Source organism: Nostoc sp. ChiVER01, assembly GCF_034531155.1.
Lineage (GTDB): Bacteria > Cyanobacteriota > Cyanobacteriia > Cyanobacteriales > Nostocaceae > Nostoc.
The window spans coordinates 88458-107526 of sequence record NZ_JAVRBS010000022.1 but is presented as its reverse complement, the minus strand read 5'-3'; the positions used below and the strand labels follow the sequence as shown (position 1 = coordinate 107526).

Annotated in this window: 19 protein-coding genes; 8 read left to right on the top strand and 11 right to left on the bottom strand. The window is 42.3% G+C overall.

What is annotated here, in order from left to right; genetic code table 11:
* Nucleotides 1-17 precede the first annotated feature (17 nt).
* The 3 genes from glmS to RMY00_RS25285 all read right to left on the bottom strand — a co-directional run bounded on the left by glmS (nt 18) and on the right by RMY00_RS25285 (nt 3502).
* Nucleotides 18-1907, bottom strand: coding sequence for a glutamine--fructose-6-phosphate transaminase (isomerizing) (glmS, locus tag RMY00_RS25295; RefSeq protein WP_322650180.1), 1890 nt, complete (start codon nt 1905-1907; stop codon nt 18-20).
* Nucleotides 1908-2291: 384 nt separating this feature from the next.
* Entirely contained in the window at nt 2292-2537 is a 246-nt protein-coding gene (psaC, locus tag RMY00_RS25290) for a photosystem I iron-sulfur center protein PsaC (RefSeq protein WP_012411495.1), read from the bottom strand.
* 728 nt (nt 2538-3265) lie between these two features.
* On the bottom strand, nt 3266-3502 hold the full coding sequence (locus tag RMY00_RS25285) for a hypothetical protein (RefSeq protein WP_322650179.1): 237 nt from the start codon (nt 3500-3502) through the stop codon (nt 3266-3268).
* Between the two features lie 210 nt (nt 3503-3712).
* Between RMY00_RS25285 and RMY00_RS25280 the strand changes: the two genes are divergently transcribed.
* The gene (locus RMY00_RS25280) at nt 3713-4081 is read left to right on the top strand and encodes a Dethiobiotin synthetase (RefSeq protein ID WP_109008224.1); all 369 of its coding nucleotides are present in this window, start codon (nt 3713-3715) and stop codon (nt 4079-4081) included.
* 200 nt (nt 4082-4281) lie between these two features.
* Here RMY00_RS25280 and RMY00_RS25275 read toward each other — a convergent pair whose 3' ends face one another.
* Both RMY00_RS25275 and RMY00_RS25270 read right to left on the bottom strand, forming a co-directional pair.
* Nucleotides 4282-4893 (bottom strand): hypothetical protein, encoded by a 612-nt coding sequence (locus tag RMY00_RS25275; protein WP_322650203.1) that lies wholly within the window; start codon nt 4891-4893, stop codon nt 4282-4284.
* Between the two features lie 233 nt (nt 4894-5126).
* Nucleotides 5127-6644 (bottom strand): ABC transporter permease subunit, encoded by a 1518-nt coding sequence (locus tag RMY00_RS25270; protein WP_322650178.1) that lies wholly within the window; start codon nt 6642-6644, stop codon nt 5127-5129.
* 210 nt (nt 6645-6854) lie between these two features.
* On the opposite strand from RMY00_RS25270, the gene RMY00_RS25265 reads away from it, so the two are divergent.
* The gene (locus tag RMY00_RS25265; RefSeq protein ID WP_322650177.1) at nt 6855-7616 is read left to right on the top strand and encodes an amino acid ABC transporter ATP-binding protein; all 762 of its coding nucleotides are present in this window, start codon (nt 6855-6857) and stop codon (nt 7614-7616) included.
* Between the two features lie 63 nt (nt 7617-7679).
* Here the strand turns inward: RMY00_RS25265 and RMY00_RS25260 are convergent, their stop codons facing one another.
* Complete coding sequence (locus tag RMY00_RS25260) at nt 7680-7880, bottom strand: hypothetical protein (RefSeq protein ID WP_322650176.1); 201 nt, start codon at nt 7878-7880, stop codon at nt 7680-7682.
* Between the two features lie 183 nt (nt 7881-8063).
* Nucleotides 8064-8744 carry a lipoyl(octanoyl) transferase LipB gene (gene lipB, locus RMY00_RS25255; protein WP_416212100.1) on the bottom strand — a complete coding sequence of 227 codons (681 nt, stop codon included), beginning with the start codon at nt 8742-8744 and terminating at the stop codon, nt 8064-8066.
* Between the two features lie 612 nt (nt 8745-9356).
* Here lipB and hpf point away from each other — a divergent pair.
* Complete coding sequence (gene hpf / locus RMY00_RS25250; RefSeq protein WP_322650175.1) at nt 9357-10001, top strand: ribosome hibernation-promoting factor, HPF/YfiA family; 645 nt, start codon at nt 9357-9359, stop codon at nt 9999-10001.
* 75 nt (nt 10002-10076) lie between these two features.
* Here hpf and RMY00_RS25245 read toward each other — a convergent pair whose 3' ends face one another.
* On the bottom strand, nt 10077-10532 hold the full coding sequence (locus RMY00_RS25245; protein ID WP_322650174.1) for a peroxiredoxin: 456 nt from the start codon (nt 10530-10532) through the stop codon (nt 10077-10079).
* A 122-nt stretch (nt 10533-10654) separates the two neighbouring features.
* Here RMY00_RS25245 and RMY00_RS25240 point away from each other — a divergent pair, with 122 nt between their 5' ends.
* From RMY00_RS25240 to RMY00_RS25225, 4 genes are all read left to right on the top strand, one after another.
* Entirely contained in the window at nt 10655-10888 is a 234-nt protein-coding gene (locus RMY00_RS25240) for a hypothetical protein (protein ID WP_322650173.1), read from the top strand.
* A 27-nt stretch (nt 10889-10915) separates the two neighbouring features.
* Complete coding sequence (locus tag RMY00_RS25235) at nt 10916-12043, top strand: acyltransferase family protein (protein WP_322650172.1); 1128 nt, start codon at nt 10916-10918, stop codon at nt 12041-12043.
* 152 nt (nt 12044-12195) lie between these two features.
* Complete coding sequence (locus RMY00_RS25230; protein WP_322650171.1) at nt 12196-12897, top strand: CAP domain-containing protein; 702 nt, start codon at nt 12196-12198, stop codon at nt 12895-12897.
* A gap of 525 nt (nt 12898-13422) precedes the next feature.
* Entirely contained in the window at nt 13423-14130 is a 708-nt protein-coding gene (locus RMY00_RS25225) for a CAP domain-containing protein (RefSeq protein WP_322650170.1), read from the top strand.
* Nucleotides 14131-14225: 95 nt separating this feature from the next.
* On the opposite strand, the gene RMY00_RS25220 is transcribed toward RMY00_RS25225, so the two are convergent.
* Nucleotides 14226-15608, bottom strand: coding sequence for a carotenoid oxygenase family protein (locus RMY00_RS25220; RefSeq protein WP_322650169.1), 1383 nt, complete (start codon nt 15606-15608; stop codon nt 14226-14228).
* 394 nt (nt 15609-16002) lie between these two features.
* Nucleotides 16003-16569, bottom strand: a complete 567-nt coding sequence (locus RMY00_RS25215; RefSeq protein WP_322650168.1) for a PadR family transcriptional regulator — start codon at nt 16567-16569, stop codon at nt 16003-16005.
* A gap of 400 nt (nt 16570-16969) precedes the next feature.
* Between RMY00_RS25215 and RMY00_RS25210 the strand changes: the two genes are divergently transcribed.
* The gene (locus tag RMY00_RS25210; RefSeq protein WP_322650167.1) at nt 16970-17383 is read left to right on the top strand and encodes a hypothetical protein; all 414 of its coding nucleotides are present in this window, start codon (nt 16970-16972) and stop codon (nt 17381-17383) included.
* 192 nt (nt 17384-17575) lie between these two features.
* Here the strand turns inward: RMY00_RS25210 and RMY00_RS25205 are convergent, their stop codons facing one another.
* Entirely contained in the window at nt 17576-18769 is a 1194-nt protein-coding gene (locus RMY00_RS25205) for an NADH:flavin oxidoreductase/NADH oxidase (protein ID WP_322650166.1), read from the bottom strand.
* Nucleotides 18770-19069 lie beyond the last annotated feature (300 nt).

Genomic DNA, 19069 nt, shown 5'->3' with positions numbered 1-19069 from the left:
TGTTGTACAGTATAACTTTACTCGACAGTTACTGATTTTGCCAAATTTCTTGGCTGATCGACATCCAAACCGCGACGGGCGGCAATGTGATAAGCCAATAATTGCAAAGGTACAACTGTGAGAATTGGAGAAAGTAATTCTTCTACATGAGAGACGGGAAGAAGATCGTTAAAGATTTCCGCAGCTTCGCCATCGGTGACGGGAGTCACGCCAATTAAGCGAGAATCTCTGGCTTTGGCTTCTTGGGCATTAGAAATAACTTTTTCGTAAATACTACCAGGGATTGCGATCGCAACTACTGGTACTTTCGCATCTAAAAGTGCGATCGGGCCATGTTTCATCTCTCCAGCCGGATACCCTTCGGCATGAATATAACTGATTTCTTTTAATTTCAACGCCCCTTCTAAAGCAATAGGAAAGTTAATTCCCCTTCCCAGAAAAATGAAATCTTTGGTTTCAGCGAATTCGTGGGCTAGCTGTTCGGTTAAATGTTCCTGACTTTCCAAAGTTGCCTCAATTTCTTTAGGAATTTGCCGCAACCCATTAATAATTTTCTCTAAAATATCTTTTGAAACTGTCTGACGACGAGCTGCTAAATCCAATGCCAATGCATAAAATGCCATCAGTTGGGCAGTGAAAGTTTTTGTCGCTGCTACGCCAATTTCAATTCCCGCTAGAGTACTGATAACATGCGGTACTAGATGACCAAGGCTACTTTCGGGGCGATTGGTAATGCCCAATAGTCGCGCTTGATATTTGGGTTCTTTCCCCTGACGACGTTCTTTTTCCATTGCCAAAGCTGCTAGGGTATCGGCGGTTTCACCTGATTGGGTAACGCCGATAATCAACGTGTTAGATGTCAATGGTGATGGTGCATAACGATACTCAGAAGCGTAATGCACTTGAGTTGAAATTCCTGCTAGTTGTTCGATTAAATATTTTCCAATCAATGCTGCGTGCCAACTCGTACCACAGGCGAGGATCTGAATTTGTTCTAAATCGTTGTATAAATCCGCAGGTAAACCAAGATTGATTGGCGATTCAGTTGATTCGGCTGGATTAAAGTAAGCGTCTAAACTAGCTCTTACTACCCCTGGTTGCTCATGGATTTCTTTGAGCATGAAGTGTTTGAATCCCTGCTTTTCTACCATTGCGGGATTGAAGTTAAGCAGCCGGGGTTGTTTTTTCAACCTGTCGCCAGCAAAATTGTAAATCTCAACGCCCAAAGGAGTAAGGCGGGCAATTTCGCCATTTTCCAGAGGTAGCATCGCACGCGTGTAGGCAACGATCGCTGGCGTGTCAGACGCACAAAAGAACTCCCCTTGCCCAAAACCAATTACCAAAGGTGCTTGCTGGCGAACCACAATCAATTCATCAGGATAGTCAGCAGAAACAACTGCGATCGCAAATGCCCCGTGCAAGCGGTTAACTGCTTGGCGAATTCCTTCTAGAAAGGGGGATAAGGAAGATGAGGCAGATGAAGGAGGAAGATTCTTTAAAAATTCGGCTATAAGATGGGGAATTACTTCTGTATCGGTTTCAGAAAGAAACTGGTGTCCTTTTCCTTTGAGTTCCTCGCGTAACTCGCGGTAATTTTCGATAATGCCATTTTGCACCACTGCGACTCGCTTTGCCGTATCCATGTGAGGATGGGCATTGTACTCTTCTGGTTTACCATGAGTTGCCCAACGAGTGTGACCAATACCAATTTGGGCAGGGGTTTCTATTTGTTCGAGTTTAGAACGCAAGTTATGCAATTTGCCCTTTGCCCGCACACAATTAACCTCACCTTCCCAAACAGTAGCGATTCCGGCGGAATCATAGCCCCTATACTCTAGTTTTTCTAGCCCCGCCAGTAAAATGTCTGTCGCCGCTTGAGTGCCTATATATCCAACGATTCCGCACATTGTTCACACCGCTTCTTTTTCAGGATGATTAGATCCAGTATAGTTGGTAGCACAAAGTAGCATTTTTGCAAACAAAAAAGGGAGTAAATTACTCCCTCTGCCACTAGGTATTTTTAAAGATGCTTGCTATTAAGAGACTTTTAAAGTTTTGAACACTGAGGTCTGAGTTCTGAGTTCCATTAGCGTAGCAGGGCGTAGCCCGTGCTGAGTGAAGAATCAAGAAATTGTTTTTTTGATTTACTTCTTTTGCTTCTGGACTCAAGACTCAGAACTCAGGGAGAACTTTGAGCAAAGCAAAGGCTTGCGCCTCAACCCTTCTAGAAGAACGGTTAGGCAGTAGCCCCGCATTGCAATCAAAAGTTCGGGGACTTAGCACTGAGCTTTTTAGTAAGCCAGACCCATACTGCGAGTTGTTTCAGCGCCCAGGTAAACCCGGATGCTCAAAAAGTCGGTGGGACAAGCGGTTTCGCAGCGCTTACAGCCCACGCAGTCTTCTGTACGGGGTGAAGAGGCAATTTGAGCGGCTTTACAGCCGTCCCAAGGAACCATCTCTAGTACATCAGTAGGGCAAGCGCGGACGCATTGGGTGCAACCAATGCAGGTATCGTAGATTTTTACGGTATGAGACATTGAAAAAACCGCTCCTTTCGAGGTGTTCTTCTCTGCGAAAGAATCATAATCAACGCATAGTTTACCGCAGTGGTTGATAAGCTGTAATCAAAAGGCTACATAACTTCAAACAATGTAATGAGCACATTGATAAGTGGTTTTGCGAGATCGTCTCTATTGCTTATTAATTAGCAACATTATAAAAACGTATTTACCACATTGACATACCATAGCAAAGATGAATAGTAAAGATAATGAAATAAAAGTCAATCTAAAAGGCTAACACCGCAAAGCGGAAGTTAAAAGCCAAAAAGAAAAAGTCAACAGTACTATAAAATAAGCTCTCTAGGGATTTTAAAAGGTTGCTCTATTTTCGTTGTAGTGTACTAGATATAGAAATTATCTATGGTATTTATTGATGAGCAACTATGACAATCCTAAATCAGTTGTGAAAATTACTATATCTATGGAGTTTTTTCCAGCCAAAAATTTGACAATAAATCGAGAACTCAAATCAGTCCTTGACATATAGCTTTTGGCTCTACAGGTTCATATTGAAGATGAAGTTAGTCAAAATTCTTTTAAAACCTCATTTCCAGCTTCTGGCTTGTGTCGCAAGTCTTAAGTCGGAAGCTTACCCATCAAGCATTCCCAGTCTCTGACTGGGAACGAGAGAAACGAGATAATCCATAAAAACTGTATATTTAACTTTTTAAATCTGACAAACTCATAATTTTTACTTTTCTACATTAGAGAATTTCTGAAATTGCAAACTCATCAGTTATAGCAGCAATTTCTACTGGAATCTTTGCCTCATTAACTATCACTCCCAGTTGTTCTTCTGGATGTTTGGCATTAGGGAATTTATCTTTTGTATACTCACTTTCTCGGATTTGCCGAGCAATACTTTCTAGCAGCCAAAGTTGTTCTTCCACAGACAAAGCACGGACGGAGCGCTCAATTTCTAGTAAATTTGGTGATATCATTTTGCTTCTGATTCTCAGAGGTACATATTTTTCAAAGATATTATATTCAGTGTATCTGCAAAAGTATGGAGCATCGCACATCCCCCATCATTTTCCCCAAGTTTATCTTTTCATAAATCATAAGGGATTGTTACAAATAACCAAAAGCCAGTTTGATGACTTTTTAATTAGGTATTCCTGCTGAAGCAGAATGTACGCTAAACTGGCTACATGAATTACGAAACAGCTCGGAAACTCCTCATAGATCAGACAAGCACAACCGAGGAAAACCCAGATGCGCTGTTGACGCGTATGAAACAGGGAAAACCACCGGTACCCGGTCAGATCACCTCAATTTTGTTGGCATTGAAAGTGGTGTTTGAAGCCCTCAAAGATGCAAAGAGCCTAGATCGAGAGCTGGCTTTGACCCTTTTTCAGTTAAGCATTAAGGCGCAACAGCTGTTTGCCGCAGGGCGTAAAGCGGGGGTTGATTGGCCGCCACTACTAAAGGAAGATTTACTACGAATTTCCTTAGCATCTGAAAGTATCTTTTCGGGTACATGGCAAACTCTTGCTCCTATAGGGTTGGGGAAGTTGTAGAATACTGATTCAGTCATTTTTAAACGAGAAGGGATGAGGGGGAAATCAATTCAAAATTTAAAATGACGCTCGCGGACTCGCTCATAGCGTTGCCATGCCGTTGGCGGAGCCTCTCGGAGAGAAGGCTTTACGCTGCGCTAACAAAATTCAAACATTTTAGAACTTCTGCCCAATGCCCCATTCCCAATGCCCGATGCTTATTACCGAGTTTGCAGTTCCCTTTCTAATTTGTCTAGATCAGTTTTGAGCAAAATGGTCATTTGACCAGTAAAAGCTTTGCCAGTCTTGGGTTGAGCAATTTCCACCCAGTATACATAGCGATCGCCTACTCGTAATTCTCCCTTTAAAGCTTCCCGAATTGGAGTTTTGGCAAGACGCGCCGAGTTCACTAAGTTTTCGTTGGGATACTCGTACACAACTTGGGCGCGATCGTAATCTTGATAAATCTCTAAGCCATAAATCACCCGCAAAGATTCCTGGAGACGCGTAAATGTCATGCCGTTAATGGCATCATACATGGCAATGCGCTCACTCCGAATTGTGCTACGGTCTTTGGAAAATTCCACCCTACCGGGAGGTAATACCGATGCTTGAAAAGTGAATCGTTGAGCAGCTGTATCAGTCTTTTGCACAAATAATTCCTCTCCACTTCTGGGACGGAGTGTGGGATGTGCTTTAATCCAAGTGCCTACTTCTTCTGTACTTTGCCCTGGTAAAGCATTGGCTTGAGAATCAAAAAGCGTTCCCACACACAGCCCGGTTGCTAGAGAAAAAGGCAAAATCAAACAGTTAAGCAGAGATTTTTTGAGCATTTTGCTGTTGAGGGTTTTCATGGAAATTTTCCTGTTAGAGAGTAACCATAGTCTTCCCCTTTTTCAGCAAGATTATTTCAAGCGTCAACCCAACTTAATACATTTAAAAATCTTAATTATCATGGCTCTATCATAGAAAAAGCCAAAAAATAGAATCGTTATGAGTAAAGCCTTATGAGGTTAGGTTTTACGACTATGTGAAATGGAGAAATCATAATATCACTCAAAGATTATTAAGCATCGTACTTTCTGTGCCGTTTGACTGGATTCATCCACACTTCTAAACGACTAAATGCTTGTGAAGAAAGTAAAGTCAAACATAAATAAACCAACGCCACCGCCGCATAAATTTCAAAAGCGCGATAGTTATCAGCGACAATTAACTGTCCTTTGCGAAACAATTCTTCAAAACCAATCACTGCAACTAAGCTTGTATCTTTCAACAAACTAATAAATTCATTACCTAAGGGTGGAATCATCCGTCGAAAAGCTTGAGGGAAAATTATATAACTCATTGTTTGTACAGAACTCAAACCTAATGACTGTGCGGCTTCTGCTTGTCCTGGTTCAATTGATTGAATCCCCGCACGAACAACTTCGGCAATGTAGGCGGCACTATTTAAACTTAAAGCAATTACCCCAGCAGTTAGGCGATCAAAACTAAATGTCAAACCAAGCTCTTGCAAAATTGCAGGTAATCCAAAGTAAATCATAAAAATTTGCACTAACAAAGGTGTTCCCCGGAAAAAATCTACATACGCCCTCGCCACCCAACGCACAGGTGCAATATGAGAAAGGCGGACAATACCAATCAGGGAACCTCCAATTAAACCAAACACTACAGAAAGTATCGTCAATTGCAACGTTACCAACACACCTTGTAATAAAGTTGGAAAAGCTTGCAAAATCACGCCAAATGAGGTAAATATTTTAGGCGCGTTATTGTTATTTTGATTCTCAAATAGTGATTTAGCTGGTAATGATGGCGGTTCAACTTTAAACCATTTCTGGTAAATTTGGGAATAAGTGCCATTTTCCAGTACCCTATCCAAGCCTTTATTTATCAATGTCAAATTCGGCGAGTTTTTCGGTGTAGCAATTCCATAAAACTCCTCTGTCAGCAATTTTTGTACTATTTTAATTCCCTGAAGATTGCCCGTATTAATGGCATATACAGTCATAGGTGCATCATTAATTACTGCATCCACATTGCCATTGAGCAATTCTTGCAAGGCTATGGGCGCAGAATCAAAGCTGCGAATTTGCGCCCCAGGAATACTTTTAGCCTTTCCAGCCCCAGTTGTACCAATTTGTACAGCAATTTTTTTATTTTTGAGGCTGTCAAAACCAGTAATATCTTTATTGTCTGCACGAATTGCGATCGCTAACCCAGACTTAAAATAAGGACGGGAAAAAGAAATAGTTTTCGCCCTCTCCTCCGTAATCGTGATGGAACTAATCGCCGCATCTACCGTTTTGGCTCCTAAAGCTGAGATAATGCCATCAAAAGGCAGACTTTTAAAATTGAATTTAAAGTTAGCAGCAACCGCGATCGCATTCATCACCTCAACAGAAAAACCTTGTAACTCACCACTTTCTTTTTGAAACTCAAAAGGTGGAAACGTCGGATCAGTAGCAATTTGCAGAGTTTTACCCGCGCTAGAGTTCACAGCACAGCCAGCTAGTAACAAACAGCTAAAACCTACAACCACACACCAGCGCAGCCAACGCCCAAAATCAAATTTAGCCATATTGTTTTCTCTTCCTCTCTGCGCCCTTGGCACGGCAGTTGCTTCAAGTCGGCAAAGCCGCCCAACGCACTGCCTCGTCTTGGCGGTTCGTTCAAGTTATATGCAACTGTTCAATCTCCCGCCAAGAAATTAATTCTGAGGCGTTTTTACGACCGCTGCACGTCTACTTTAAAACCTTACAATCAACTGTAGAGCAGTTTGACATAAGTAATGAACAATACCATCCCCGCCATTATTTTTGAGAATATCGAAAAAAACTTTGGTTCCCTCAAAGTCCTCAAAGGAATCACAGGCGAAATCAACCGGGGAGAAGTCGTCGCAGTTATCGGTTCCTCCGGCTGTGGTAAAAGTACCCTACTACGCTGCTTCAACCGCCTAGAAACTATTGACAAAGGGCGTTTAATCATCAACGGAATTAACTTATCTAGGCCTACTCTCAACTATAGCCAAGTGCGCCAACTACGAACACAAGTAGGGATGGTGTTTCAACAGTTCAACCTGTTTCCCCATCTCAGCGTCATAGAAAATATGACACTTGCACCTGAGAAAGTCTTGGGTAAAACACCGAAAGAAAGCGCCCAAATAGCAAGGTTATATCTCGAAAAAGTTGGCTTATCTGAAAAAGCCTCTGCTTATCCCGAACAACTTTCTGGCGGACAAAAGCAACGAGTAGCGATCGCTCGTAGTTTATGCATGAATCCTCAAATCATGCTATTTGACGAACCCACCAGCGCCTTAGATCCTGAACTCGTGGGCGAAGTTTTGCAAGTGATGCAACAATTGGCATCTGAAGGGATGACAATGGTAGTTGTCACCCATGAAATGCAATTCGCAAAAGAAGTAGCCCATCAGGTGATATTTTTAGATAACGGTATTGTGACAGAACAAGGCCCAGCTTATGAACTGCTGACTAATCCCCAAAGCGATCGCCTACGTCTTTTCCTCAGTCGCCTTCAAATAATTCGTAATTGAGCATTTGCTTATTTCTGCCTCTGCCTTCCCACTCCCCACTTCCCATTCCCTACTCCCTACAATTCAAAGATACTCACGCAAGAACTCAAAGGGATCATCTTCCCAACAAGGTTCAGGTATCAGCCAAAACAAACTACTGTGGATATCAGCTTCAATCTCATCAACGTCATCTCTATCAAATAGTTCTATCAAAGCTGTCCAATCACGTTCTCTCAAAGACGTTAAAGATGGGGGATATACCTGGAGATTATTTGAGTAATTCACGCGCAAAGTTGTGGTTGACAGCCGTAAAAATTTAGTATAAAAATTTGTAAATAATCAGATTTTAGCTTTGAGAACCTTAATTAAATAGTTATTTTCATACTATTAAATATGGGCTACCCTCATCAGTGTCTCACAATTTAAGTAGGACTGCTATAGTATTTATTACATAATTACAAGCTGAATTTACTCATACCGGAAAAATTCTTGAGGCTGCGACTCGACTAATTCCACACCAAAGACTTCAGCAAAAGACTGTGCTATGTAAAAACGCACTTCTTCGCAGGTGATACCTGGAATCCATTCGGCTAAACTGCCTACAGGTCTATCAGAAATACCGCAGGGTACAATGCGCTCAAAGCCTGTCATGTCTGGACAAACATTTAATGCAAAGCCGTGCATGGTAATCCAACGACTGACTTTAATACCAATAGCTGCAACTTTTCGCCCTTGTAACCAAACGCCAGTAAAAGCCGGAATTCTTTCTCCCTGCAACCCATAAACTGCCAATACCCGAATTATGACTTCTTCGAGTTGGCGTAAATACCAATGGAGGTCTTTACGATAACGTTGCAGATTTAAAATTGGATACCCTACCAATTGACCAGGACAATGGTAAGTAACCTCGCCGCCCCGTTCAATTCGATGCACATCATATTGACCTTTGTCAATGTCAAATTTGAGAAAATCTGAGTTGCTTCCTTGTCCCAAAGTGTAGACGGGTGGATGTTCTAGCAAAATTAACACGTCATCTAGACTGGGATTATGGATACGCTCAGTCAGGAGCGATCGCTGCCATCTATGAGCTTCTAAGTAAGGCATTAATCCTTGGTTATATAGCAAACAACGGTTCTTGTGGGTTTCCATACTATGGATTATGCCAAAAATCAACTGCATTAAGGGCGGAATATATTTCAAATTACAGGATTGGAGTCAAAACATGTCAAGATTTGCAAAGGATTTTAAAGGAAAGTCAAGGGAACATGCATTAGAAAATACAAAGTGCTAGCTTGAATATACAACCTCAATAATAGGTTTTTAGGAGGAATTCTCTGCAATAAGCATCATGCCAAGACGATAAAGACGAATGTACTGGCTGATGACTCTCATAACATTAGTTTGCATTTCAAATAGAATCAAATTGGCACAAAGACTTGTATTATTGAACAAAAGCAAGCAAAGTTTAACCGAACACAGAAGGAGCAACTATCAAAAGTTCTGTAAGCGTTGTTTTAACAATGCTAAATTTTCCTCACCAAAGAATTCTAGGTGGATATCCAATTGGATATCAGCGCAGAGATGAAGAGGAAAATCAAGGGTATAATGAGCGATAACCCAGGTGCAATAAGCTTAGACACAGCTTACCAGCAGTACATAGAAAAAGTTCACAATTTGTTTTGGCGGGAGTAATAAACCTTACCGCAATTTCTTTTCATACAAAGCAAATTCACACATTAAATATTCAGTGGGAGAGTTTACATGAAGCTTGTCATCCACGGCAAAAATATTGAAATTACCGATGCGATTCGGGAATATGTACATCAAAAGATTGAAAAAGCAGTTAGTCACTTTCAGAGCCTTACAAATGAAGTAGATGTGCATCTTAGCGTAGCCCGTAATCCTCGAATTAATACAAGACAAGCGGCTGAAGTAACTATTTACGCTAATGGTAGCGTTATCCGTGCCGAGGAAAGCAGCGAAAACCTCTATGCCAGTATTGACTTAGTTGCAGATAAAATTGCCCGTCAACTGCGGAAATACAAAGAACGGCGTCAAGACCATAAAACTCAATCCCAACCAGAAGAAGTAGTTGTTGTAGAATCGGTAGTTACAGATTTAATTGGCGATCGCACCCCTGAATTACCCAACGAAGTCGTCCGCACCAAATATTTTTCCATGCCGCCGATGACTCTTGCAGAAGCCTTGGAACAACTACAACTCGTAGGGCATGACTTTTATATGTTCCGTAATTCTGAAACTGGAGAGATTAATGTAATTTACGAACGCAACCACGGCGGTTATGGCGTGATCCATCCCCGTAATGCTAACGGCCATACTAACGGCAAGAATGGTAAAGCAACCCATGCCAATATTGCGATGCAGGAAAAATCGCACTCTAAATAGGGAGTAGGGACTGGGGACTGGGTACTAGGAAAGAGTTTATTAATCCCCAGTACCCAATCCCTAGTTCCCAATCCTTCATTTCGCAATCTGTTGCAAAGTTTTCAGTGCTTCCTCTACATGACCTTTAAAGTTAAACATTGAATCAAAGACGTATTGCACAACTCCTTGTTGGTCAATGACGTAAGTAACGCGACCAGGGAATAAGCCAAAGGCTGCTGTTGCGCCATATAGCTTCCGTACTTGGTCGCCTTTGTCAGTTAACAGCGTAAAAGGTAGATTGTATTTCGCAGCAAATTTTTGGTGAGATTCGGTAGAGTCAGCACTCACGCCGACAACTTCAGCGCCAGCACTTTTAAACACTTCATACTGATCGCGAAAGGCGCAGGATTCAGCAGTACATCCGGGTGTGTCATCTTTGGGGTAAAAATATAGGACAACATTTTTGCCGCGAAAATCTTGCAGGCTAATTGTTGAGCCGTTTTGAGCAGGTAAAGTGAAATTAGGAGCAGTATCTCCAACTTTGATTGGCATAGCGAGTTGTGGTAATTACTTAACAAAATTTTACCTTGTATCTAAGTTTATAAATTTTGTTTGATTACTTGCATCAAGCGGGGTAACTTAGTACAGCTTTGCGTAAAATCGTAGCGTTTTTAATGCAAGGGGACGCGTTGGCATTGCAAGTCGATGCGTTTGCATTGCAAGTCGATGCATTGGCATTGTTAGTCGATGCGTTGGCATGGCAAGTCGATGCATTGGCATTGCAAGTCGATGCGTTGGCATTGCAAGTCGATGTGTTGGCATTGCAAGTCGATGCGTTGGCATTGTTAGTCGATGCGTTGGCATTGCTAAATTTAATTAGCTACGAATTAATGAAATGCTGTACTTAGATACTCATTTAACATAAAATTCCGCTTATGCGCCTGACTTCACTGGATGTTTTTCGCGGCATTACCATTGCTGCAATGATTCTCGTCAATATGGCGGGAGTCGCAGATGATGTATATCCTCCCTTAGCCCACGCCGATTGGCACGGTTGCACACCAACTGATTTGGTATTTCCTTTTTTTCTCTTCATTGTTGGTGTAGCGATGACTTTCTCGCTGTCAAAATACACCGAAGATAACAAAACAACCTCAACTATTTACTGGCGCATCTTACGCCGCGCAGCCATTCTCTTTGCCTTGGGATTACTACTAAATGGCTTTTGGAATCAAGGTATTTGGACTTTTGACTTGAGTAGTATCCGCATTATGGGAGTGTTACAGCGCATCAGCATTACCTATCTGCTAGCTTCCTTGATAGTTCTCAATCTTCCGCGTAAAGGACAATGGATACTAGCAGGCGTGCTACTTATCGGCTACTGGCTAATAATGATGTACGTACCAGTCCCAGAATATGGCGCAGGAGTTTTGACACGAGAAGGTAATTTCGGTGCTTATATTGACCGTCTGATTATTCCCAAAGCACATCTATATAAAGGTGATAGTTTCAACTTTATGGGAGATCCAGAGGGACTGTTCAGTACTATTCCTGCGATAGTAAGCGTCCTCGCTGGCTACTTTACTGGTCAATGGATACGAAGTCAACCTGTACAGTCACGCACAAGTATTGGGTTAGCATTATTTGGAGTTGGTTGTTTAATTATTGGTTGGGCGTGGGGGTGGACATTTCCCATTAACAAAAAGCTGTGGACAAGTTCTTATGTAGTTTTTACCAGTGGTTGGGCGTTACTTTTGCTAGCCGCTTGTTATGAACTCATCGAAGTCCGGGCGAATCGTCGCTGGAGTAAACCTTTTGAAATTATGGGCTTAAATGCGATCGCTCTTTTTGTTCCATCCGTTTTATTGATTAAAATCTTAGTGAAAACCACTATTGGCACAGGCAAAGATGCTCCCAGTACCTACAATTGGATTTATCAGAATTTTTTCGCATCTTGGGCGGGAGTTCTGAATGGTTCCTTATTATTTGCCCTTGTCACCGTGTTGTTGTGGTGGGCTATTGGTGTTCTGATGTATCGCCAACGCTGGTTTCTCAAAGTGTAAATTTGCAAGCAGGCATCAGAAAATGAAAAAATTTTGGTTGTTCTTTACATTTCAGTGTTACTGAGGTTACAAGATGCCACAGAAGCGTTTGCAGATTTATTTTGTCTAATTCACTCAAACTATTAATTCACAGAAAAAATGTGAGGTAATGGATGCGTCGCCTTAAATTTTGGGTATTTTTGCCAATTGGGTTGATATTTGGCTGCTCAGATCAACTCTTTCAATCTAATCGGTCTGTAGCTTACTCTAACCCAGCATTAGTTCCACAAACTAATCCGACTTTATCAAAAGTGAGTTACCTTTCATCGTTGGAACAAGAGGTAATTGTTGAAACAAATAAGGTACGAACAAATCCTAAGTCATATCTCCCGATTTTGGAAAACTATAGAAAGCGCTTTGAAGGAAACCTAGTAAAAGTTTCCAATAATACTTATTGGCAAACTCAAGAAGGAGTCAAAGCAGTTGATGAGGCGATCGCATTTTTGCAATCAGCACCTCCTGTAGGAGCATTGAGTCCATCCAAGGGTATGTCTTTAGGAGCAAAAGACCATGTTAAAGACCAAGGGCCAAAAGGTACTACAGGTCATGATGGTAGCGATGGTAGTACTCCCTTTACTCGCATCAGCCGCTATGGTAGATGGCAAACAACCGCAGGCGAAAATATCATTTATGGCTTTAACACTGCTCAAGATATCGTCATGCAATTAATTATTGATGATAGTGTGCGCGATCGCAGTCATCGAAAAAACATTTTTAACGGCGCTTTTAAAGTATCTGGTGTTGCTTATGGAACTCACAAATTATATAGAACAATTTGTGTAATTAATTACGCTGATGGGTATAGGGATAAATAATCGCAGTTGGGCAGTGACGACAAATATCGAAGGTTTTGAGTTATTGTACTTACAAAGCAGGCATATTGAAGAAGAATTCAGAAGTCAGAATTCAGCAGTCAGAATTAATCAGTCGGGGATTCAGACCGGCGCAGGAATTGAAGACCTCCAAATCTCCGATTTGGAGGGGGTTTTAGACCCGTTTATTCATCCGCTAAATCGATTCAGAATTCATACTGAATTCTGGCTCCTGACTTCTGAATTCTCTTTGATAAATTTAAAATCTTTTTTGTGCTTTACGTTTCAGTGTTAGCTAGGTTACAACAAGTATTAAGTAATCTTTTTTAACACTCAAGGAACAAAGATGATCCCAGTGTTATCTATAATCTTGATCAACTCATTTCTGTTCTTGTTAGGGGAATGATCCAAGTTCTGATGTTTGACAATTCTGAATAAAGAAGCGTCTACAAACTTCTGTGTGTGTTGAAAATTATTATTTCTTTTAATTCACTAAATTAATCCATAGAAAAAATTGTGAGGTAATAAATGCATCGCATTAAATTTTGGGTACTTTTGCCAGTAGCCCTGATTTTCGGTTGCTCAAATCAACTGTTGCAATCTAACCCTTCTGTAGCAAATTCTAACCCAGCAGTAGTTAAACCTAGCAGTCCAACTTTATTAGCAAAGGCGAGTTATCTTTCACCGCTAGAACAACAGGTAATTGTTGAAACAAATAAGGTACGAACAAATCCCAAGTCATATCTCCCGATTTTGGAAAACTATAGAAAGCGCTTTGAAGGGAACCGAGTCAAAATTTCTAATAATACCTATTTGCGAACTCAAGAAGGAGTTAGAGCAGTTGATGAGGCGATCGCATTTTTGAAATCAACACGTCCTGTAGGGGCGTTGAATGCATCAAAGGGTATGTCTTTAGGAGCAAAAGACCATGTTAAAGATCAAGGGCCAAAAGGTGCTCTAGGTCATAATGGTAGCGATGGTAGCAACCCCTTTACTCGCATCAACCGCTATGGTAGATGGCAAACAACCGCAGGCGAAAATATTAGTTATGGCCCAAACACCGCCCAAGATATTGTTATGCAGTTAATTATTGATGATGGTGTGCGCGATCGCGGTCATCGAACAAACATTTTTAACGGCGCTTTTAAAGTATCTGGTGTTGCTTATGGAACTCACAAATTATATAGAACAATTTGTGTAATTGATTACGCTGGTGGGTATAGGGAAAAAGCGTAAACGTGAGTTGCACTAACCTCTCCCTGGTTCTGCTATGCAAAACCAGGGAGAGGTCTTTTTATAATAATTGCTGACTGTAAAAGCGAAGTGATCGACTATTCCCCTGCAACCCAAGTACCATGAAATCCATAAGGCACTCGTTGAGGAATTATCACCCGCGCTACAGGTTCAGCCGTTATATCTTGGGCATTCACCACTACCAATTCTGAAGTGTTTGAATTCTCATCGTGAATGAAAGTCATCAACCAGCCATCATCCTCAGCAGTTGCACCAGGACGTGGTGCAAACACAGCTTCACCGCTATAGCGCCCTTGTCCGAATTTATGGGTTTGGGACTTTCCATTGCTGAAGTCGTACTTAATGATACCTTCAAATAAAGGTAGGGGAGTATTCGCCATTTTGTTAGTGTAACCATATCGGTTTTGCCGCCCCAATAGGTTTTCGTTAACGCGGGGAAATTCTGAAGCTACATCATCCAACATTTCTTCACGTACTGTCCCTGTGTTGAGGTTAAATCGCCAGCGATATAAGCGCGGGATATTTCCTTCTGGATCGGGTTGCGAATCACTAGAAATCAACACAGTAGTAGAATTCATGCGACAGGCAATCAGCACTACTTCGTCTCCCTCTTCGTAAGCGTTGAGGGTATGGAAGACATAGCAAGCAGGACTCTCAAACCATCGGATATTACTGTTGTTACCATGACGTGGTAGAATGCCGAAACGACTAGAGCGATCGCGCTCAAACATCATTACAGGTTCTCCCCGTTGTGCTCTTTCTGGGTTAATAGTCAACGGCAAATCCATAAAAATAGTGTAGTTTTCAGTAATGGCGAAATCGTGCATCATGACCCCCATTGGCAGGTCAATTGGCACTGTCCACAACAATTCGCCTTGTGCTGAAACCACACTATATTGCAGGTACGGTGGCGCAAACACAGAGTAGCCAAAAAACATCATTTCGCCCGTCACTGCATCTACCTTGGGATGGGCTGTGAAGGCAGAAACCAGCTTGCCATTGTAGGTATACTCGCCAATAGTTTCTAATTCAGGAAGTTTGATGGCGTAAGGTTTACCCCCCTCATTTAACGCTAACATCTGGCCCGCGTGCCACACTAAGGCAGTATTGGCAGTATTTTTGTAGCCACCGTGGGAGTTATCCATTTGTGGTGGTTCTAAAAATCCACTCCAGAGAGCCTTACCCGCTTCTCGTTCTTTTTTCCATCCGGCTGTCTGGACGTAACGGTTGCGATAGGTAGCTACGCCGTTGCTAATTTGCACACCATGCAACATCCCATCCCCATCAAACCAGTGATATTCACCGATGGGTTTCCATTGAGGATTAGGGCCATTTCGGACAAACATCCCTGATAAGTCAAAGGGTAATTCACCAATGACTGGCAACTTGTCGGTGGTGATTTCTTCATGAACTGGAGCAAAATTACGATCAAGATACGGATTGATTGCTGTTGTTACCATTGCCTTGATTTATCAAAGTTACAGAAAAACGAGCTAGAGCCAACGGCTTCCTCTTTTTGAGATGCTAGCGCAAAGATTCTGGTGAAAACGCCCCACGGTTCAGTTAAGGAAATTTATTCGTTGAGGCGGGCAGGGGAGCAGGGGATGCAGGGGAAGCAGGGGGGAAATAAAAGCTTATCTGAACCGTATTGCCCCATACCCAGATTTCTCACCACATCTCTCAAAACCTTGAGCAGGTGAGCAGAGGAGAGTTCAATGTGCCAAGTTCAATCCCCTCTGCCCCCCTGCCCCTCTGCAATCCCTACGCTGCTTACCCTTCAGCTTAACTTAGTGCCATTCCCCTTTACCCGATTCCGAGTTAAAAATGCAAAACCCGAGAAGTATTGAGGGTGTATCAATGAATCTGATAATTTGATGTATAAGGCTTTTGGTGACTGATAACATTGAGTGCTATCTTCAACCAATCAATATAAGTCTGTTCTCTTCGGATCACCAACTCCAGCACCAGCCTTTGCATTACTTGCTCACGGTTGGCAGACTCATCACCAAGTGATGGCAAATCGATGGTTTCACATTCAGCAAGCTTTTTGCTTCGAGCCGCTAATTGTTGCTCTAGTAAGTAAATAATAGTTTCATTGGACAACTGATCTGCAAAATGCAACTGGACTAGCATTGGTTCTCGGATAGTTGGCAAGGGTTGATGAGTTCCAAGCCATCGGGCAAATTCGGCTTTCCCTGATTTTGTTACGCTGTAGACTTTGCGGTTGGGGCGATCGCGCCCAATCTCAATTGTACAGGTAATCCAGCCTTGCTCAACTAGCTTATCGAGAGTTCTGTAAATTTGTGCCTGGTCTGCTGGCCACAAATGAGCAATGCATTGATCAAAGCAGCTCGTTTTGAGGTCATAGCCCGTCATTTCCTGCTGCTGAAGAAGACCTAGAATTACGTATGCTAGCGACATTAAGACAGTTTTCCCATAATTGATATTTTCTCGATAGATTCCACACTATGTACTTCTTATAAGTTTATGCTAATATATGAGTAATCAAATATAAGATACTACAGTTATAAAAAGATATGTTGATTGTCATGCGTCTTAACAAGGAAACCGAATACATGAACTGAGGTTGAGCAGATAGCTAATGATGCTGTTTATACAAGACAGTGAGGAAGTGACGATGTATGTTGAGTAGCGCTCCCGTATACCTACGGGGATCTTGCTACGCCATCATTGGATATGCTTCTCATCGCTAGCGTATCACTCAACAAACCAGTTGTTCGCTAAAGTCTATTCGTGGTGAATACTGACGCAGCAATCATTTAAGCCATTCAAGACTATCGTAACGAAAGGATGGGTAACATTGACTTCTAATACACTTTCACAAAGAATACGCCAACATCAATATCTGCGTGATTTACGAAATAAATTACTCCATCTTCACAAGATGTTGTTAGATACAGAACGTATTGCCTACGAACAGGTTAGTGGACGAGTATCAAGCGGAGAACTACTTCAGTTAGTTATCGCTCATGAACAATTTGCTTGGCTACATCGCATTTCCGAGATGGTTGTGCAAGTTGATGAAATGCTCGAAGCAGATGAACCGATAGCAATGGAGGATTTTGAAAAGTTGATTGCTGATGTCCGCACGTTGATTATACCGTTAGAGACGGGCAATACCTTCGAGAGAAAGTATTACAACGCTCTTCAGCGCGAACCTGCTGCTGTGTTGGCACATGCGGAAATATCAAGATTTCTCACGTCTAAGGTTTAAGGTAGCCTTGTCAAGACGACATGGCAAGACTTGGGGCTTAAGCCCCAAGTCTCGAATAACCTCTCATATGAATCATGTCTGTTTGATAAGTAATTAAGCGGACATGATATCAGTTTAAACACAAGTCGATTATGATCGCAGCGTTGCAATCTCAAACTTTACCATTGCGATCGCAACACCTGCTGTTCACATTTATTTCCCTTGTCTCCGTTGTTTAACTGCATACCCGTAGGGCAAAGCCCAGTTAGGTTCCTCATCCAAATGGGAACGCGCATGAATCGACCAATATGGATCGCGGAGCATTTCTCGACCGATGAGAACTAAATCCGCACATCCACGAGTAATTACTTGGTTGGCATACTCAGCCTCCTTTATCATCCCCACAGCCCCAGTCCTAATTCCAGCCTCTTCTCGGATTTTGGCAGCAAAAGGCACTTGATAACCTGTCTGCACGGGAATCCTGGCATGAGGGACTAAGCCTCCTGTGGAAACATCGATTAAATCAACGCCTAATTCCTTTAGTTCGCGGGATAATATCACTGACTGCTTGAGATCCCAACCTCCCTCCACCCAGTCGGTAGCAGAGAGGCGCACAAAAAGCGGCATCCCGCTTGGCAGAATCTCTCGGATTCGTCTTGTCACTTCCAGTAACAAACGCATTCGGTTCTCCAACGAATCTCCATAACCATCTGTTCGTTGATTACTTAGCGGCGAAAGAAAGGAATGCAGTAGGTATCCATGAGCCGCGTGGATTTCGATAATCTGAAAGCCTGCTTGAACGGCACGTTGGGCTGTGGCAACGAAAGCTTCAATCACCTCTTCAATCCCAACCTCATTGAGGGCTATGGGAATGGGGCCGCCCTCTTGAAACGGAGTTGGGCTTGGCCCGATTACAGGCCAACCGCCTTCTTCAGGTGTCAACGGTTTACCACCCAGCCAGGGAACATTGCAACTCGCCTTCCGGCCAGCATGGGCTAATTGAATCGCTGCGATCGCTCCTTGCTCACGAAGAAAACGAACAATTCTAGCTAGTGGCTCGATATGCATGTCGTCCCAAAGACCAAGATCGCCAGGAGTAATTCGCCCTTGGGCTGTCACGGCTGTAGCTTCGACTACAATCAGATGAGTGCCTCCAGTAGCCCGACTTCCCAAATGGACAAAATGCCAATCATTTGCGAATCCATTCTCTGCCGAATATTGACACATTGGTGACATTGCGATGCGATCGGGCAGGGTGATATCTCGAATTTTCAGTGGACTAAACAAGTCCACTTCTGGTACATCCGAGTCGTGCAGACTTGTTGATTGACAACCGGGTGAATCTATGAATTCTAATTCGGTCTGGGCTGGAGATGATGGTAAGGTACTTAGATTCTCTGTAGTCATGCTATTACTTTTCCGTGCTTTGTGGACTAAAACTCGTGTCCTTTGTTAGCTCGTCAAAATCAATTCTAGATAAAGAGTTTCAGATATTGGGTGTTTGATTTTTTGTCTACTTCCCAAACGATTTTTAACTAATTCCCATAATTTCCCATCCCTCTATAGTGTAAAGATGTAAGAACCTATCCGACTATTCTAAAAATCCCTACTTCTTTTCGTAAAATGTGCTTGACCTGGAATTCTCCCTTGTGATAATTCCAGGGAGTGTGGGAAGACATAAAATAAGCTCAGATGGGGGATAAAAAT